We start from the raw sequence: 15706 nt of genomic DNA, 5'->3' as shown, positions 1-15706 counted from the left end.
ACGTCGTCCTGGCCGACCGCGGCTACGACCACGACAAGTACCGCAAGCAGGTCCGCGTCCTGGGCATCCGCCCGCTGATCGCCCGACGCGGCACCAAGCACGGTTCTGGCCTGGGAAAACAACGCTGGGTCGTGGAAAAGGCCTTCGCCCTGCTGCACCACTTCCGCCGGTTGCGCATCCGCTGGGAAGTCCGCGACGACATCCACGAAGCCTTCCTCAGCCTCGGCTGTGCCCTGATCTGCTGGCGTCGCCTCAACTCATTGCGTTAGCAGCTCTAAGGCCTGCGCCGGTTCGGCGAGATCCCCGACCTGCCCGACGGCGGGGACACGGTGGAGACGGTGGAGGGAGAGGGCGTGCAGACCTCTGGCCTTGCGCCGACGGCTGTCAGGATTCTCCCCTGCGGGGTCCACCGTGACGGCGGCGTGTTCAGTTCCCCTCGTGGCCGAGGGCGGCGACCTCACGTACGGCCTCGGCGATGGCGCGATAGTCCTTACGCAGGATCGAACCGTGGTTGCTGGCGACTTTCGCGCTGATCCGGATGTTCGGATTGCGGGCGGTCACCGCAGGGAGACCGGCGCGTATCCGTTCGTGCCCGCCCTGGCTTCCGAAGGACTCCCCGGAAGCGACCACGTAGCGTGCCGGGACGGTGATGCTGTCCAGCACGGGGCCCAGGTCACGCTCGCGGGCGATCTTGCCGACCTCGATGTTGCTGTCTGCCAGCTGGTCGCCGGTCATCCGTGGAGCCATACCGAACGGGCGCAGCAGCTGCATGGGCCACCAGATCCGCTTCCATATCTTGCGCATCCCCGGTTCCATGGACTCGTCGAACCAGTCGTAGGGCTGCGCGCCCTCCACCAAGACCGCGCCCACGGTACGGGCCGGGTTCCGGCCGGCCCAGTGCGCCGCGACGAACGCTCCATAGGACCAGCCCACCACCACCGCCCGCTCCACACCCCGGGCTGCGAGGACAGCATCGACATCTCGGATGTTCGTCTCGAACGAATAATCCGCCGAACGCTTCGACCTACCGCGCCCCCGCATGTCGTAGGTGATATGCCGCCACTGGGTCCCCAGCTCGGCAAGGACGCGCCGCCATTGCCGCTGAACGGCGGCGTGGCCGTTGAGGTAGATCACGGGGACACCGTCGCCGGCGGTGTCGGTGACGGCCAAGGCCGTATCGTCTACCGGGACCATGCCGGTCCAGGGGGATCGCTCGATGGTCATGATCTTCCTTTCTCAGAAGTGAACAGGGAACGGTGGCTGGTGCCGGTGACCGGATCCCGGACGGGGCGCTCGTCGTAGGTGATGTGCCGGTAGGCGCTGCCGAGGCCGGCGATGATGCGCCGCCAGTGCGACCGGTCGGCATGGGCGCCGTTGAGGTGGACCATCGGATGGCCGGGCCCGCCAGAGGTGCTCCACGAGCGCCTCGAGCTGTGCGGGCTTGAGCCGGGTCAGGTCGAGCTGTCTCGGGGCGACGTCGGCCTCGCACCGCGTTCCACCAGCCTGGTCCCGCACCCCGTCGACCGCCGACATGAGTGGTGGACGTCCAGGTGTGAAACGACGCCCGCAGGTCAGTCGGGGGGCTCCGCCAGCCGCTCCATCCGGTGCCAACCGGCCCAGCCGCGCTCGCGCATCAGGTCCAGCAGCCGCTCCACCCGCGGGTCGGACTCGACGGCGAGTGCGTCCAGAAGGTCGACCGGTAGGTCGTCGTGCGCGACCTCGTCGGGGTCGATCTCGCCGGAGGTGTATGCCTGCTCGGCCAGGCCGGCCATGACATCGGCGGCTTCCGCCAGACGCGGGTCGTCGTCGCCTGCGTCGTCGTCTTCGATGATTTCCGACAGGATCCGGTAGAGCCGAACGAGTTGCGGGTCATCGAGCTGCGCGAATTTTGCGGCCATGACCGCGGAGATGTCTTCGGGCCAGGAGGCAGCGACAACCAGGATCCACCCGTCCCGCTCCGCCTCCACCATCCGCTCTCCCACCCCGATCTCCCGAAGCAGATCGAGGTAGGAGATCACCTCCGGTGGGAGCGCCAGACTGTCCCCGGCGGTGAGCTGCGCGATCTGCTTGCGGCTGGTCTCAAGCCGTTCGATCTCGTCGTGCAGGTGACTGTCGATCCGTTGGACTGCTTCGGCAAAGGTCGATGCGTCGGCTTGGAGCATCTGGCCGATCTGAGACAGCGGCACGCCGGCGTTGGCGAGGGTTCGGATCTTGATGAGCGACACGACCGCCTTAACGCCGTAGCGCCGGTAGCCCGAGGCATCCCGGTCCGCTTCGGGCAGGAGTCCGATCTGGTGATAGTGCCGCACCGCCCGCACCGTGACGCCGGTATACGCCGCCAATTGACCGATGGTCAGCATGCTCTGATCCTGCTCTCAACTTCGCCTGGGCCCGGTCGGCGCCGGCTCAGGAGATCCTGCGACGGTAGGAGAGGGTGGCGAACAGGTGGCAACGATGACCCACCACATCGCGGGATGCTCATGACAGCCAGCATGCAGGGTTGACGCAGCGTCAGGGTCAAGTCCGCCGGCGGATTCGTGTGTCCGGCGGCGATGGCGGGCGGACACGAGCCGGCGCGGCGTACATATCATTCTTTACTTATATAAGTGTGAACCGGTACGATCTCCGTCGTGCACGCGTTCGACATCCTCGGCGACCCCGTACGCCGGCGCATTCTGGAGCTGCTCGCCGACGGTGAGCGGACCTCCGGGGCGATCACGGACGTCGTCCGGGCGGAGTTCGCCATCTCCCAGCCCGCCGTCTCCCAGCATCTGCGTGTGCTGCGTGACAGCGGGTTCGCGTCGGTGCGGGCCGAGGGCGCCCGGCGGTTCTACGCTGTCGAGCCCGCGCCGCTGAGCGAGGTCGACGCGTGGCTGGACCGGTTTCGCCGGTCCTGGGAACAACGCCTCGACGCCCTGGGGACCGAGCTGGCCCGGGGCAGACGTGCACGCCTTCCCCGGGCCGGTGGGGAACCCGCCCCGGCAGGCCGGGGCCGGCACCGATGCGGGGAGAACCGATCCACCACCGACGGAGGATGACATGAAAGACGTACTGGACGAGCTGGCCGCCGTGCACCGGGCGATGGGCAACGGCAGAGTGCCCGCCGGCGAGGCGTACACCGTGGAGTTGCGGCGTCGATACGACGCGGAGATCGACGACGTCTGGGACGCCATCACCGACCCCGAGCGGCTGCGCCGCTGGTTGAAGCCGGTCACCGGGGACCTTCGGCCCGGCGGGAAGTTCGAGTTGGACGGTGGTGAGCACGGCGACATCCTCCGGTGCGAGCCGCCGCGCCTGCTCAAGGTGTCCTGGCTCTACGGACCGGACGCCGACGCCTGGCCCGGCACGAGCGAGGTGGAGGTGCGCCTGGTCCCGGGTCCCGCCGGCGACACGGAGCTCGAGCTGATCCACGCGGCGTCCATCGAGGAGCCCTCCTTCCCCACCTACGGCCCGGGCGCCGGCGGCGTCGGCTGGGACCTGGCCCTGCTCACCCTGGCCCGGTTCCTGGCCGGTGGTGAGATCGCCGGCCACGAGGAGTTCGAGAAGTCGCCCGAAGGACGCGAGTTCAGCCGGCGCAGCGCCGCAGCCTGGGGCCGGGCTCATCTGGCCGCCGGTGGCGAACCGGAGCAGGTCGCGGCCGCAGTCGAGGCCACCACCAGGTTCTACGCACCCGACCCGGCCTGACGTCCCTGCTGCGGTGGGCCGACCGGCGCCCTCGGCGCTCGCCCCCACGACGAGAATGCTCGCACCCACGATGAGAACAAGGAAAAGAACGATGCGCCCATGAGATACACCGTCTCCATCGAGATCGCCCTGCCGCGGGAGAAGACGGTCCAGCTGCTCTCCGACCCGGCACACCTGCCGAAATGGCTGCGGGGCCTGGTGCTGCACGAGCCGCTGAGCGGGGAGCACGGGCAGCTCGGCACCACGTCACGGGTCGTGCTGCAGACGGGCGGGCGGAAGTTCGAGTGCATCGAGACCATCACACGCCGGGAACCGGCAGACCTGCGCCGGATCCCGAGAACGAGCGTCGTTCACTTCGACCGCGAGATCGTCGGCGAGGGCATGTGGAGCGCCGTGCGCGAACGGCTGACCGAAGCCGGCCCGGAGACGACACTGTGGGAGAGCGAGAACGAATACCGGTTCAGCGGCTTCGCGATGAAGCTGGTGGGACTTGTGATGCCCGGCGCCTTCCGCAAGCAGTCGCAACAGCACATGCAGGACTTCAAGGCGTTCGCCGAGCAGGGAAAGGACGTCCGCGAAGCGACGGACTGATCCGCCGTACGCGGCCAGGCGGGTACGGACCGGTCGCCGTACTCGTCGGAGATCATCGCGCGCCTCGCACCGCTTCCGCCGGGAGGTCCATGGTGCCGCTGCCGACGACGACCGCGTTTCCCCCGACGATGACCTGCGTCAGCAGGCCGTTCTCCTTGTGTGCGGTGCCCTGCAGGGTGCTGGGGCGGCCCATGGCCACGCCCTGGCTGATCCGCAGGCGGTAGGTTCCGTGCCGGCCGGGCGACCGCTGGGCGAGGTCGGCGACCAGGGAAGCGGCTGCCGAACCGGTGGCGGGATCCTCGTCGACACCTACCGCCAGCGCGAAGAAGCGGGAGTACACGTGGGCGCCGTCGCGGAGGTCGCCGGCGAAGACGTACAGGTGCGGTGACCAGCGTTCAGCGATCGCGGCTTCCCACGCCGTCCGGTCGAGCCGGGCCTGGTCGACCGACTCCCGGCCGGTCAGCCGGACGAAACAGAACCTCAGACCGATGCCGGCGTACCAGCTGTCGACGATGGCCTCTTCGGGCAGTGCGAGGGCCCTGGCCACGGCCGTGGCCGGTGGCGCTTCGTCGGTGGTTTCGCACACCGGGTCCTGCAGATGCAGCCGGATCATCCCTCCTTCGACGGTGACGGTGACCGGGCCGACACCTTCCTCGAAGACGAACGTCTGCCGGGCCGGCCCGGAGCCGGCCAGAACGGCGGCCGTGCCGACGGTCGGATGGCCGGCGAACGGCAGTTCCTGGTCCGGTGTGAAGATTCTGACGCGGAAGCTGCGGGTGGGGTCGCGGGGCGGCAGAACGAAGGTGGTTTCGGAGAAGTTGAACTCCCGCGCCAGTTGCTGCATGGTCTGCTCGCCGATGCCCTCGGCGTCCGGGAACACCGCCAGCTGGTTTCCGCCGAACGGCCGATCGCTGAACACGTCCACCAGGGCGAAGTGGTAAGCCATGTTTCAGGCCACCACCACGTCGATCTCGACCGCCGCACCAAGAGGTAGCGCCGCAACGCCGATGGTGGTGCGGGCGGGATACGGGGCGGTGAAGTGCCTGCCGTACACGTCGTTCATCGCGGCGAAGTCGGTCATGTCCGTCAGATAGACGCCGACGCGGACCACGTCCCCGAGGTTCTTGCCGGCAGCCGCCAACACGATCGCGAGGTTGGCCAGGATCTGCTCGGTCTGCCGTCCGGTGTCACCGTCGATCAGCTTGCCGGTGGCCGGGTCCTGGGCCACCTGCCCGCTGACGAACAGGAGGTTGTCACCGTGCACGGCCACCGAGAACGGGCCCACCGGTGCGGGGAGCTCGTCGGTGGTGATCGCGTTGCGTGTCATGGTCGTGGTTCCTTCCGATGGGTCGACGAACCTGTTTCCACCCGCGCACCGGATGGTCGACGCGGCCGGTGCACGGTGGTTCGCGGTGGCACCGTTTCGATGTCACCGGACGGCAGGACGGCGGATCAGGGCTGGGACAGGCGGTTGCTGCTGGCCTGCAACCGACGCAGCCGCTCGAGCAGGGCGGTGATGTCGCCGTCACCGAAATCGTTGGCGAGCCTTCTCTGCACCCCTTCCCACAGCGGATACGCCTCCGCGCGTTTCCGTGCTCCGGACTCGGTCAGTCGAAGGATCCGGACACGTCGATCAGAGCCCGTGGTCGTTTCGACCAGCCCGGCGTCCAGGAGAGGAGCCACCTCGCGGGTGCAGGTGGTGCGCTCCATCGCCAGCCGGTCGGCCAGCCGGCTGATGGACAACGGGCCCTCCTCCGCCAGGCGGGACAAGATGCTGTAGCCGGTCACCCGTATCCCGACCCCGGAGAGCGCGTGGTCGTACAACCGGTTGACCGACCTGGTGGCCATCCGCAGTGAGGTGCACACACATGAGGACTCTGCTGGTTCCACCAGAAGAGTGTATATACACGCATCGGGTCCGGGGAACCCCGTGGGCACACCGGACACCTGCGAACGCCCCGCCGGCCCGTGTCGGCCCGGTCGCCGGACAGGCCGGCGGGGCCGACGGGGCGCGGCCGGGGTAGGGATCCGCCACCGGCAACCTGTCGGGCTCAATCCGTCGGGCCCGATCCGCCGATGCCCCGCCTGAAGCTGGCGCTCCACCCGCGTCCACGTCTCCGCCGAGGCCCGATCCCGCGCCGTGGCCACCCGCTCGAGCACGTCGACCACACCGGGGCGGATCACCCGCCCCGACGCCGGGTACCCCTGCGCCGGCCGGAACGACGACCGCGGCGAGTCGTGCTCCACCGCCCGGTGGTCAGGCGAGGAGCAGGAGCACGCCGATCACCAGCATCACCGCCGCCGTGACGCCGTGGACGCCGTAGGCGGCCGCCTTGGGCCCGTTGCTGCGCAGCACGATCATCGCGTCGCCGACGGGTATGAAGGCGGCGGCCAGCACGACCCAGCCCAGCAGGTGGGTCGTCCCGCCGACCAGCACGACGAGGATGAGAAGCCCAGCGGCGATGTCGCGCACGGCCTTGACGGCCAGCCAGGCGCGGAAGGTGCCGTCCTCGGTCGGTGTGTCGGGGATGCCGAAGCCGGCCGCGGCCTGCGGTGCCCACAAGGCGCGGGCGCCCATGACGATGACGCCTGCGCCGATCAGTCCGGCGAGCACGGTCGTGATGGTGGCGATGGTGCTGAGCATGAGGTCCCTCTCGACAGGAACACCGCTTTCTAGCGGCGCTAGTTATTAAGGCGACGATATTCCTATCATGGACATGATGTCTATCGTTGCTATGATGTCGTCATGTCCGTCATCACCAAACGCCGCGAACGTGAACGCGCCCAACGCCATCAGCTGATCATCACGGCCGCCCGTGAACTGGCCGAGGCCGAGGGGTGGGAGGCGGTGACGACACGAAGGCTGGCCGAGCGGGTCGAGTACAGCCAGCCCGTGCTCTACAGCCACTTCGACGGGAAGGACGCCATCCTGCGCGCCGTCGCCATCGAAGGCTTCGGTGAACTCGCGGACCGTCTGCGCCGTGCCCGGCTGGCCGCCGCCGAGCCGCCTCAGGCACTGCACGCCGTCTGCCAGGCCTACCTGGCGTTCGCGACCGAGCAGCCCGCCCTCTACCAGGCCATGTTCGTCCTGCCGACCGATGTGAAGTTCGCGCACGCCGAGACGCCGCCCCCGCTGCGCACCGCCTTCAACGAGTTCGTGAGCTGCTTCGACCCGGACGACCCGCGGCGCGAGCTGTTCGCCGAGGTCACCTGGAGCGCGCTGCACGGCATGGCCGCCCTGTCGGACAGCGGGCGCATCCCCCCGAACGGCCAGACGGAGCGGCTCGACTTCCTCGTCACACGGATCGCCGGCACACCGGGTGGACCGGCCACGCCACAGGAGGCAGGTGAAGGGCCGAGGACCTGAGCCGAGCCGTCGGCTTCTCCGCAGGGGGCCCCGACCGAACGGGAGGACGCGCGACCGCGTCCTCCCACCGGCTCGCCCGCCACCGCCGGGCTCGGTCGCGGGCTCGGTGACGGGCCGGGTTCAGCAGGCCAGGAACAGCGCGTCCGGCACCTCGTTCTTGATGATCGTCGAGAAGCGGTCGGCGCGCGCGGAGGGGCAGACCCGCGCCGCCACCTTCGCCGGGGTGTTCACGCCCTCGCTCTTCCAGACGTCGACGTACTCGGTCTGGAAGACGGCCTTGCCCGCCTCGATGAACGGCGTGGTCGTGTCGCACTCCTCGTAGTAGTGGCACTCCTCGTTCAGCGCCCAGTCGAAGGCGGCCACGGTGTCGTCGTCGATGACCTCGACACCGTTCTTCATGCCGACCGACAGGCCGCGCTCGTGCGCCTGGCGGGCCACCTCCAGGTACCAGGCCTTCTGGTGCGCCGCCGTGATCGGGAAGCCGGGGTCGTTGCCCAGCGGATTGTTCTGGTCCGGCTCGACGCCGTCACAGCCGATCTCCTTGGCCACGTCCAGCCGCGACCACATGATCGGCGCGAAGGCGCTCCACGAGGAGGGACGGATGTCCAGCCAGTTCTCCTCCTCCCACCCGGTGTTGTTGCCGATGACCGCGCGCGGGAAGAGCCTCGCGTCCGGCCGGTAGGCCTCGTAGGCGCCGGTGTCCAGGTAGCAGATCACGATCTTCCCGGCGGCGTGCAGCCGGTCGACGATCCCGGCGTTGTCGCCCCTGGGCCAGGTGACGGTGCCGAAACCGGGGATCGTCCTGGTGCGCGCCGAGGGCACGGCGTCCTGCAGGTCGATGTCGTACATGGTGACGTTCTTGAAGGGCGCGGTCACCTCGTCGGTGATCTGCCACTGCCAGGTCGTCCCGGGTGCGGGACGCCACACGTCCGCGGCCTTCCCGGTCCTTGCGGCCTTCATGCTCTTCGTGGTGGTCGTGCTCTTCGTCGCCGGGGTCCTGTCGGCGTCCGCAGACGCGCTCGCGCCCGCCGGGGCGGCCGGCGTGAGCGTCATCGTGGCCGCGACCAGGACGGCCGCCCATGAGGCCCACCCGGATCGCGCCGGCCGGCCGCTGTGTGTTCTCACCGCTCGTGCTCCCTGTCCACAGGGGACGCGATCGGCGTCCCCTGTTTCCCCTCGTATGGATCCGGACTCGAACGGGCCGGGCGCCCGGCCGTCCCTCGCCCCGGGCGTCCGCCCGGAGCGCGGGGGCCCGGCTTCCGGCGGGCCGGTCGCGCCCCACGCGACCGCCGGTGCCGTCCCGGCCGTGTTGATCACGACGAAGGTAGCCGCTGCGGGAACACCCCAAGGGACATATCTCACAATGATGATCAACCACTACTCACCGCCACCGACCGCCCTTACTCCCTCCTCCGGTCGCAGCGCCACGGCCCGGCGCGTGACCGGTTCCGGCCCCGGGACCGGCAAGGCGGGCACCGGTCAGGGGGCCGCGGGCCGGCCTCCGGGCGGGACGGCGAGCCGGTCGCCCAGGGGAGTGCGCCGGTACAGGACGTGCCGCCCGTCGCGGGCCCGGGTGACCAGGCCGGTGGCGTACAGCACGCGCAGGTGCTGGGAGACGGCGCTGGGGGTCACCCCCAGGCGGCGGGCGAGCTCCACCGTCGGCGCCGGTTCCGCCAGCAGGCCGAGCAGCGCCGCGCGGGGCGCGCCGAGCAGCGCGGTCAGGGCCGTCGCGTCCGGGGACGGGGCCGGGCTCCACAGGGTGGCCACCGCGCGGCTGGGGTAGGTCAGCAGAGGCGGCTCCTCGGGGCTGACCGGCGGCGCGGGCTTGTGGGCGAACACCGAGGGCATCAGCAGCAGTCCCCGCCCGGACGCGGCCACCCGGTGCCGGCCGATCATCTTGTCGATGTGCAGCACCCCCTCGTGCCAGCGCAGGTTCGGGTGCATGTCGGCGAACAGCAGCCGGGCGCCGCCCACGGCCAGCCGCCGCGCCCGGTAGGTCATGTCGGCCTCCAGCACCAGCCGCATCCGCGGCCACACCGGTTCGACGGCCAGCTCCCAGTAGCGCTGCAGCAGGTCACAGGTGTCGTCGCGGAACCGGGCGGCGGAGGCGTCGTCGGCGGGGATCGGCCCCTCGATCAGCGCGGCCTCCAGATCCCGGCGGACGATCCACGGGGGCGTGCCGCGTACCAGGGACATCGCCTCGGTCATCGGGGTGGCGAAGGCCGTCGGCCGGGGGGTGAGGAAGTCCGGGAGGGCGAGCCTTCTTCCCACCAGGGCGACCAGCCGGTCGGCGTCACGCGGGTCGAGGCGGCCGAGAACGGAGCCGCGCCAGGGCAGGTGCAGCGCGTGCAGGCCGGGGTCGCGCAGCACCCGCAGGCTGTACACGGTCTCGTTCAGGCCGGAGAGGGCGAACCGCGTGTCCGCGAGGTCCTCGACGCCGAGCTCGAAACTGATCATTAAGCTCCACGCTACATCGATTGGCGGCCGGGCCTCACGGGCGTGGACTTCACCGTATGGAACACACGGCTTCTGAACGGCGCGCGGCGATCGTCACGCGCGCGGCACGGTCCTCACCCGCGGGTCACGGGGCGTCCTTCTCCTTCGGGGCCGGGTCCCTCGCGTCGCCGGTGGGCCGGGGGGCGGAACCTTGCCGGTGATCTTCCTGCTGGCCCTCACCTGCGGGGTGGCCGTCGGCAACGTCTACTTCCCCCAGGCGGTCGTCCCCTCCCTGGCCGCCGGCCTGGACGTCACCGCCCAGGCCGCGGCGCCGGTGGTGACCGCGACACAGGCCGGGTACGCCGCCGGGATCTTCCTGCTGGTCCCGCTCGGCGACCGGCTCCCGCACCGCCGGTTGATCGTCACGCTGCTGGTCCTGACCGGGGCGGCCCTGCTGGCCGCGGGCACGGCGCCCACGCTGGGGGTACTGCTCGCGGCGAGCGTGGTGATCGGTCTCACGACCGTCGTCGCGCCGATCATCGGCCCGATGGCGGCCGGTCTGGTGAGCGCGGACCGGCGCGGAGTGGTCGCCGGCACGCTGCTGAGCGGGTCGATCGGCGGCATGCTGCTCTCGCGCGCGCTCGGCGGGGTCCTGGGGGAGTGGCCGGGCTGGCGCGCACCGTACCTGGTGTCCGCGGTCCTGGTCCTGGGCGTGGCGTTCCTGCTGGCGCGGGCGCTGCCGGAGACGGTCCCGCCGTCGGCGCAGCGGTACCCGGCGCTGGTGGCCGAGTCGCTGCGCCTGCTGCGCGCCGAGCCGGAGCTGCGCCGCTCCTGCCTGTACCAGGCCGCGGTCTTCGGGGCCTTCTCGGCGGTCTGGACGGCGGTCGCGCTGCTGCTGAGCGGTCCGGTGTACGGCCTGGGCGCCTCCGCGGTCGGGGCGCTCGCCCTGGTCAACGCGGGCACGATGCTGTGCACGCCGTTCGCCGGGCGCCAGGTGGATCGCCGGGGGCCCGACGCGGTCAACCTCGTCTGCCTCGCGGGGGCGGTCGTCTCGGCGCTCGTGCTGGCGGCCGGTGGTCTCGGCGGGGCGGCGGGCCTGGCGGGGCTGGTGCTGGGGACCCTGCTGCTGGACGTGGCCATGCAGTCCGGGATGGTGGCCAACCAGGTCCGCGTCTACGGCCTGCGTCCCGAGGCGCGCAGCAGGCTCAACACCGCGTACATGACGTGCGCCTACGCCGGGGGCGCCGCGGGGTCGTGGCTGGGGACGGGCGCCTACGGGCACGCCGGCTGGCCGGGCGTGTGCGCGCTGGCGGCCCTGCTTCCGGGACTGGCCCTGGCCCGGCACCTGGGTCGTACGAGGTCGGCCCCGCCCTCGGTGCCGGCCGCGTGATCGGCTGGGCCGCTCCGGTTCTGCCCCGTGGGATTACCGCAGGTGAGCGGCGGGAAGACATTCCACCTCCCCCTTGCGCGCGAAGGGGATCACATGACGGCGATCACGGACCGGGCCTGCGACCGGGCACAGCGAGATCGGCTCGCCGATGCACCGCTCGACGTGGTCGGCAGCGGCGGTTACAAGGTGGCCGCCGGGAGCCGCAGTGACGCCTTCTTCTTCGACTTCGACGGAATCAAGAATCTGTTCGACACCAGCGGCAACCGGAATTTCACCGCACCGCACCTGGACGGGGAGTCCCCGTGGACCGGCGTCGACTCCAACAGCACGGCCAACGTCTTCTCCATGGCCGTCGAACTGCCGCTCGCGGAGCTGGCGCCCGACCGCGAGCTGCACATCTGGGGCCGGTGCAGCGTTCTGCGCGACGGCGAACTCGTCCACGCCGACCGAGCCGGACACCCGTCGATGAGCAGTTTCTTCAACACCGACGACACGAAGGAGGAGTACAACGCCAGTGAGCCGGTCAACGACCGGAGCAGGTGGACAGACCAGTTCGTCCACCTGCTGGGCCACACCGGCGGCTACTCGCGCGAGGAGGCGATCGCCGCGCTCGACCAGCACGGTCTCCTGCCGGACGTACTGCGCTTCGACCCGTCCAAGCCGGCCGCGTACCCCAACGGCCGGACATTCGTGGAAGACGTCATCGACATCCGCGTCGCGTTCCTCACCAGGAACGAGGCCCCGCCCACCGGGCTGACGCCGCACGCCGACATCCTGGAGCGGTTCCCCTACCTCGGCGACCCGCACCCTGCGGCCGCCTCCTGACGTGCGACGTGCGCGCCGGTCCGCCCGGCCTCGGCGGAGTCGCCGGCGCCGTGGCTGACGATGATCGTGCCGGAGGCGTGTTCGACGGGAGATCTCGCTCGTCGAGCAGGTTCCGGCTGCGGATGACCGTGCCCGGTCCAGGGGCGTGTGATCGGCGCCTCTCCCGGCAGGGATGAAAAGGGTTCAGTGGTACGAACAGGAGAAAAGCCATGGGGCAGCTCGAGGGCAGGACCGCCGTCGTCACCGGCGCCAACAGTGGTATCGGCCTGGCCTCTGCGCGCCGGTTCGCGGCCGAGGGTGCCTATGTGTTCATCACCGGCCGCCGCCAGGAGGCGCTCGACGCGGCGGTCGGCGAGATCGGCGCGAACGTCACCGGTGTATGCGGCGACGTTTCCGACCTCGCCGACCTCGACCGGATCTACGCGGCCGTCGCCGAACAGGGTCGCCGCATCGACGTGCTGTTCGCCAACGCCGGCGGTGGCGAATTCTCCAGTTTGGAGCAGGTCACCGAGCAGCATTTCGACACGACCTTCGACACCAACGTCAAAGGGACGCTGTTCACCGTCCAGAAGGCGCTGCCGCTGCTCGATGACGGTGCCTCGGTGATCCTCACCGGCTCCACCGCCGCCACCAAAGGCGAGGAGGCCTTCGGCGTCTACGCCGCCTCCAAGGCTGCCGTCCGCTCCTTCGCCCGCACCTGGGCCAATGAGCTCAGAGGTCGTGCGATCAGGGTGAACACCCTCGTACTCGGACCCATCGACACTCCCGGCATCACCGGCCTGGCCGCCGACCAGGAGCAGGCCGAACGGCTCAAGGGTCACCTCGCAGGCGTCGTGCCCCTGGGCCGGATGGGCCGCCCGGAAGAGGCTGCGGCCGCCGCCCTCTTCCTCGCCTCCGACCAGGGCAGCTTCGTCACCGGCATCGAGCTGTTCGTAGACGGCGGCCTCAACCAGATCTGACCACTCACCCAACCCGCCGGAACTGCCGGTGGCCACATCGGTTGCTCCGGGGTCGAGGAACCGGCGGACAGCCGTCGGCGCTGAGAAAGATCTTGGTTGCGACGTTCCTGCGGCCCGCTGCTCGGCGGACGGAAATCCCGCAGGCATGGCCCGCAGGGCAGGGCCATATCGGTCGTGATCAACTCATGGTGTTTGGGGCGTCGCAAGTGAGGATGCTCCGTCCATGAGGAGAGGTGGGTGGTACCCGGCTGCTGCTCACCGAGCAGGCGACGTTCCTCGACGGCCGGGAGGAGCCCGCCTGGCGCGAGCAGGGCACCGCCTGCTGGCTCGACGCGCTGGGCACCGAACTGCTGCACACCGCCGGAAAGGTGTAGCCGGGCGCGGGAGGCCGGCCGTGACATCCGCGCCCGTTGCGGGACCCGGGACCCGGCCGGAGAGCCCCGCCCCGGTGGGCCCGCCCCCGGGTGGGCCCACCGGCCGTGGTTCACTTCGAGGTGTAGAGGACCTTCCAGGTGCCCGCGTACAGGCAGTTCAGCGAGGGCTTGGAGGCCTTGGGCTCCGAGCAGACCTTCAGCTCGGCCTGGTAGAGGTCGTGCTGGGTGAAGGCGAACGACTTCGGGGTGCCGTAGGAGCAGTCGATGACGCTGCGGTGCTTGAACGGCAGGTTCTTGCCGTCGGCGCTGCGGTAGGTGAGGCGGAAGACCGCCCAGCCGCAGGAGGAGGCGTTGCGGGTCAGGTCGTAGACCTTGCCGGAGATCCTGCTGTTCGCGGCGACCGGGAGGACCGCGTGGTCCTCACCCGAGACCGTCAGGGAGCCGTGCGTCCTGGCCCTGCGGCCGGGAGCGTAGTAGGTGCCCCACCGGGTGGTGCCCTGGGTGGCGCTCTGCCCGGCCGCGGGGTCCGCGGCAGCCGGAACGGCGGCCGGAGCGGTGGCCGCCTGTGCGGTCGCCGGGGCGATCGCGACGAGGGCGGCGGCGAGGGCGAGTCCTGTCAGGGAGCGGGTCGTCGTCATGGGAGGGGGTTCCTTTCCGGCTGCTGTGCCCACAGTCTGTGATGCACCGCTTTCAACCGGGTTGATCGCCCACTGCAAACGAGTATCAGCCGCTCGCGGCGGTCGCTCGTCACCTGACGGATGACGCCCCGACCGGCCCGCGAACAACGACCACGCTCGCGGGCCGTGCCCTCCGGGCGTCCGTCCCCGCGGCCGTCGGGGGCCGGACGGAGCCGCGCCCGGCCGCCGGCTGAACGACGGCGGGTGAACGACGGCGGGTGAACGGCGGCCGGCCTCAGGGGCGGCCGCACGCCGCGGGGCAGAACCCGACCTCGGGGTGGCGCGGCGACGGCTTCTCCAGGAGGGGCTGTGGCCGCGACCTCAGGTGCCGGTCGAGGAAGGCCGCCACGTACGTGCGGGTGAGCTCGGCCGCACGCGCCGCGGGCATGACGCCGCGAACGGGCCTGATGCCCAGGGCGCCCGACAGCAGCGGCAGGTCGGTGAAGGACTGGTGTTCCGCGCCCGAGAGCACCAGCCAGCGCTTCCACCCGGTCAGCAGCCTCCAGTCGCGGTCCCAGGAGGTGTCGCGACCGCCCGGGACGTGCGCCGGCGACCCCAGGAACATGAACGGCCGGGAGAGGCCGCCCTTGGGGATGCGAGCGTAGGTGGTGCCGTCCATGTCGATCCCGGCGCGCACGCGCGCGTCCTTCACCATGGCCGCCACGGCGGCGGCCCCGCCCATCGACTGGCCCACCATCGCGACCCTGGAGCGGTCGATCACGGCGGAACCGTCCCACTCCGACGGCAACCGGTCCAGCACGAAGGAGACGTCGGCCGCCCGGCCCTGGACCACTCCCGCGCCGAAGCCCGGGTCGCCGTCGCTGTCGCAGGCGATGCACTCGGCGACCCGCCCACCGGGGAAGGTCGTGGCGTAACTCTCGTGGGTGTGGTCGATCCCGGCCACGACGTACCCGCGACCGGCCAGGTCCTCGGCCAGGGAGGTGAGGCTGCTCACCGGCTTGGTGAAACCGGGGGAGAGCACCACCAGCGGCAGCCTTCTCCCCGCGGGTCCGGCGTCCTCGACGGCGTTGGTCCGGGTCCTGCTCAGCGTGTCGTACGGCGCGCTCGCGACCCTGGAGCCCTTCAGGAGGAGCTCCGACTCCTTCGGTGTCATGTACGGCGCCCGCGGCCCGTCCCGCCGCCCGGCCGGATACCACAGGGTGACCTTGAGCCGCCGGGCACCGGCGTCGGGGTCCCAGGGGTCGGGGCGGGAGGCGTCCTCAAGGTAGAGGGCGGTGGTGCCGACCGGATGGGGGCCGGTGGGGGCGGGCAGGACGGCGGGGCCGGCCGGTGTGGGCGACGGCGCGGCGGAGCGGGGCGGTGCGGGCGCGGAGCAGGCGGACGCGGCCAGGACGGCCAGTCCCGCGGCGAGGGCCAGGAGCTGTCTCATGGAGGGGGTCCGT

At 70.9% G+C, this 15706-nt stretch carries 20 protein-coding genes; 9 read left to right on the top strand and 11 right to left on the bottom strand.

The features are described from left to right. Positions 1-269: transposase (locus tag ACZ6RT_RS31095; RefSeq protein WP_470157448.1), on the top strand; the 269-nt coding region annotated here is incomplete at its 5' end. Between the two features lie 157 nt (positions 270-426). On the opposite strand, the gene ACZ6RT_RS31090 is transcribed toward ACZ6RT_RS31095, so the two are convergent. The 3 genes from ACZ6RT_RS31090 to ACZ6RT_RS31080 all read right to left on the bottom strand — a co-directional run bounded on the left by ACZ6RT_RS31090 (position 427) and on the right by ACZ6RT_RS31080 (position 2360). Beyond that, on the bottom strand, positions 427-1224 hold the full coding sequence (locus ACZ6RT_RS31090; protein WP_470157447.1) for an alpha/beta fold hydrolase: 798 nt from the start codon (positions 1222-1224) through the stop codon (positions 427-429). Continuing rightward, entirely contained in the window at positions 1221-1388 is a 168-nt protein-coding gene (locus ACZ6RT_RS31085; protein ID WP_470157446.1) for a hypothetical protein, read from the bottom strand. Before ACZ6RT_RS31085 ends, ACZ6RT_RS31090 begins: the two co-directional genes overlap by 4 nt. 183 nt (positions 1389-1571) lie before the next feature. Next, positions 1572-2360 carry a MerR family transcriptional regulator gene (locus tag ACZ6RT_RS31080; protein WP_470157445.1) on the bottom strand — a complete coding sequence of 263 codons (789 nt, stop codon included), beginning with the start codon at positions 2358-2360 and terminating at the stop codon, positions 1572-1574. 270 nt (positions 2361-2630) lie between these two features. Between ACZ6RT_RS31080 and ACZ6RT_RS31075 the strand changes: the two genes are divergently transcribed. The 3 genes from ACZ6RT_RS31075 to ACZ6RT_RS31065 all read left to right on the top strand — a co-directional run bounded on the left by ACZ6RT_RS31075 (position 2631) and on the right by ACZ6RT_RS31065 (position 4275). Then, positions 2631-3038 (top strand): ArsR/SmtB family transcription factor, encoded by a 408-nt coding sequence (locus ACZ6RT_RS31075; protein WP_470157444.1) that lies wholly within the window; start codon positions 2631-2633, stop codon positions 3036-3038. A gap of 1 nt (position 3039) precedes the next feature. Continuing rightward, entirely contained in the window at positions 3040-3684 is a 645-nt protein-coding gene (locus ACZ6RT_RS31070; RefSeq protein WP_399192324.1) for an SRPBCC family protein, read from the top strand. Between the two features lie 99 nt (positions 3685-3783). Next, positions 3784-4275: an SRPBCC family protein gene (locus ACZ6RT_RS31065; RefSeq protein ID WP_470157443.1), complete on the top strand. Its 492-nt coding sequence runs from the start codon at positions 3784-3786 to the stop codon at positions 4273-4275. A 52-nt stretch (positions 4276-4327) separates the two neighbouring features. On the opposite strand, the gene ACZ6RT_RS31060 is transcribed toward ACZ6RT_RS31065, so the two are convergent. The 4 genes from ACZ6RT_RS31060 to ACZ6RT_RS31045 all read right to left on the bottom strand — a co-directional run bounded on the left by ACZ6RT_RS31060 (position 4328) and on the right by ACZ6RT_RS31045 (position 6919). Further along, a complete protein-coding gene (locus ACZ6RT_RS31060; RefSeq protein ID WP_470157442.1) occupies positions 4328-5221 on the bottom strand; it encodes a PhzF family phenazine biosynthesis protein in 894 nt (297 codons plus the stop codon). A gap of 3 nt (positions 5222-5224) precedes the next feature. After that, on the bottom strand, positions 5225-5602 hold the full coding sequence (locus ACZ6RT_RS31055) for a Rid family detoxifying hydrolase (RefSeq protein ID WP_470157441.1): 378 nt from the start codon (positions 5600-5602) through the stop codon (positions 5225-5227). A gap of 125 nt (positions 5603-5727) precedes the next feature. Continuing rightward, the gene (locus tag ACZ6RT_RS31050) at positions 5728-6165 is read right to left on the bottom strand and encodes a MarR family winged helix-turn-helix transcriptional regulator (protein ID WP_470157440.1); all 438 of its coding nucleotides are present in this window, start codon (positions 6163-6165) and stop codon (positions 5728-5730) included. 367 nt (positions 6166-6532) lie between these two features. Then, entirely contained in the window at positions 6533-6919 is a 387-nt protein-coding gene (locus ACZ6RT_RS31045) for a DUF4267 domain-containing protein (RefSeq protein ID WP_470157439.1), read from the bottom strand. 102 nt (positions 6920-7021) lie between these two features. On the opposite strand from ACZ6RT_RS31045, the gene ACZ6RT_RS31040 reads away from it, so the two are divergent. Then, positions 7022-7642: a TetR/AcrR family transcriptional regulator gene (locus ACZ6RT_RS31040; RefSeq protein ID WP_470157438.1), complete on the top strand. Its 621-nt coding sequence runs from the start codon at positions 7022-7024 to the stop codon at positions 7640-7642. 120 nt (positions 7643-7762) lie between these two features. Here the strand turns inward: ACZ6RT_RS31040 and ACZ6RT_RS31035 are convergent, their stop codons facing one another. Together ACZ6RT_RS31035 and ACZ6RT_RS31030 are read right to left on the bottom strand one after the other, a co-directional pair. Further along, on the bottom strand, positions 7763-8767 hold the full coding sequence (locus tag ACZ6RT_RS31035) for an endo alpha-1,4 polygalactosaminidase (RefSeq protein ID WP_470157437.1): 1005 nt from the start codon (positions 8765-8767) through the stop codon (positions 7763-7765). A gap of 354 nt (positions 8768-9121) precedes the next feature. After that, positions 9122-10099, bottom strand: coding sequence for an ArsR/SmtB family transcription factor (locus ACZ6RT_RS31030; protein ID WP_399192339.1), 978 nt, complete (start codon positions 10097-10099; stop codon positions 9122-9124). A 196-nt stretch (positions 10100-10295) separates the two neighbouring features. Between ACZ6RT_RS31030 and ACZ6RT_RS31025 the strand changes: the two genes are divergently transcribed. The 4 genes from ACZ6RT_RS31025 to ACZ6RT_RS31010 all read left to right on the top strand — a co-directional run bounded on the left by ACZ6RT_RS31025 (position 10296) and on the right by ACZ6RT_RS31010 (position 13626). Next, positions 10296-11468 carry an MFS transporter gene (locus tag ACZ6RT_RS31025; RefSeq protein ID WP_470157452.1) on the top strand — a complete coding sequence of 391 codons (1173 nt, stop codon included), beginning with the start codon at positions 10296-10298 and terminating at the stop codon, positions 11466-11468. 93 nt (positions 11469-11561) lie between these two features. Then, the gene (locus ACZ6RT_RS31020) at positions 11562-12293 is read left to right on the top strand and encodes a DUF4331 family protein (RefSeq protein WP_470157436.1); all 732 of its coding nucleotides are present in this window, start codon (positions 11562-11564) and stop codon (positions 12291-12293) included. Between the two features lie 209 nt (positions 12294-12502). Next, a complete protein-coding gene (locus ACZ6RT_RS31015; protein WP_470157435.1) occupies positions 12503-13252 on the top strand; it encodes an SDR family oxidoreductase in 750 nt (249 codons plus the stop codon). A 233-nt stretch (positions 13253-13485) separates the two neighbouring features. Then, complete coding sequence (locus ACZ6RT_RS31010) at positions 13486-13626, top strand: hypothetical protein (RefSeq protein WP_399192347.1); 141 nt, start codon at positions 13486-13488, stop codon at positions 13624-13626. Between the two features lie 110 nt (positions 13627-13736). Here the strand turns inward: ACZ6RT_RS31010 and ACZ6RT_RS31005 are convergent, their stop codons facing one another. Together ACZ6RT_RS31005 and ACZ6RT_RS31000 are read right to left on the bottom strand one after the other, a co-directional pair. Then, positions 13737-14264 carry a hypothetical protein gene (locus ACZ6RT_RS31005; protein WP_399192349.1) on the bottom strand — a complete coding sequence of 176 codons (528 nt, stop codon included), beginning with the start codon at positions 14262-14264 and terminating at the stop codon, positions 13737-13739. 274 nt (positions 14265-14538) lie between these two features. Further along, entirely contained in the window at positions 14539-15693 is a 1155-nt protein-coding gene (locus ACZ6RT_RS31000; RefSeq protein ID WP_470157434.1) for an alpha/beta hydrolase family protein, read from the bottom strand. Positions 15694-15706 lie beyond the last annotated feature (13 nt).

The organism is Streptosporangium sp. NPDC050148, assembly GCF_055586505.1.
This window is presented reverse-complemented; position numbering and strand designations above follow the sequence as displayed.

Coding starts and splice junctions, on each gene's coding strand:
- ACZ6RT_RS31090 (WP_470157447.1), bottom strand. CDS start 1,224: ATGACCATCGAGCGATCCCCCTGGACCGGCATGGTCCCGGTAGACGAT.
- ACZ6RT_RS31085 (WP_470157446.1), bottom strand. CDS start 1,388: ATGGTCCACCTCAACGGCGCCCATGCCGACCGGTCGCACTGGCGGCGC.
- ACZ6RT_RS31080 (WP_470157445.1), bottom strand. CDS start 2,360: ATGCTGACCATCGGTCAATTGGCGGCGTATACCGGCGTCACGGTGCGG.
- ACZ6RT_RS31070 (WP_399192324.1), top strand. CDS start 3,040: ATGAAAGACGTACTGGACGAGCTGGCCGCCGTGCACCGGGCGATGGGC.
- ACZ6RT_RS31065 (WP_470157443.1), top strand. CDS start 3,784: ATGAGATACACCGTCTCCATCGAGATCGCCCTGCCGCGGGAGAAGACG.
- ACZ6RT_RS31060 (WP_470157442.1), bottom strand. CDS start 5,221: ATGGCTTACCACTTCGCCCTGGTGGACGTGTTCAGCGATCGGCCGTTC.
- ACZ6RT_RS31055 (WP_470157441.1), bottom strand. CDS start 5,602: ATGACACGCAACGCGATCACCACCGACGAGCTCCCCGCACCGGTGGGC.
- ACZ6RT_RS31045 (WP_470157439.1), bottom strand. CDS start 6,919: ATGCTCAGCACCATCGCCACCATCACGACCGTGCTCGCCGGACTGATC.
- ACZ6RT_RS31040 (WP_470157438.1), top strand. CDS start 7,022: ATGTCCGTCATCACCAAACGCCGCGAACGTGAACGCGCCCAACGCCAT.
- ACZ6RT_RS31030 (WP_399192339.1), bottom strand. CDS start 10,099: ATGATCAGTTTCGAGCTCGGCGTCGAGGACCTCGCGGACACGCGGTTC.
- ACZ6RT_RS31020 (WP_470157436.1), top strand. CDS start 11,562: ATGACGGCGATCACGGACCGGGCCTGCGACCGGGCACAGCGAGATCGG.
- ACZ6RT_RS31015 (WP_470157435.1), top strand. CDS start 12,503: ATGGGGCAGCTCGAGGGCAGGACCGCCGTCGTCACCGGCGCCAACAGT.
- ACZ6RT_RS31005 (WP_399192349.1), bottom strand. CDS start 14,264: ATGACGACGACCCGCTCCCTGACAGGACTCGCCCTCGCCGCCGCCCTC.
- ACZ6RT_RS31000 (WP_470157434.1), bottom strand. CDS start 15,693: ATGAGACAGCTCCTGGCCCTCGCCGCGGGACTGGCCGTCCTGGCCGCG.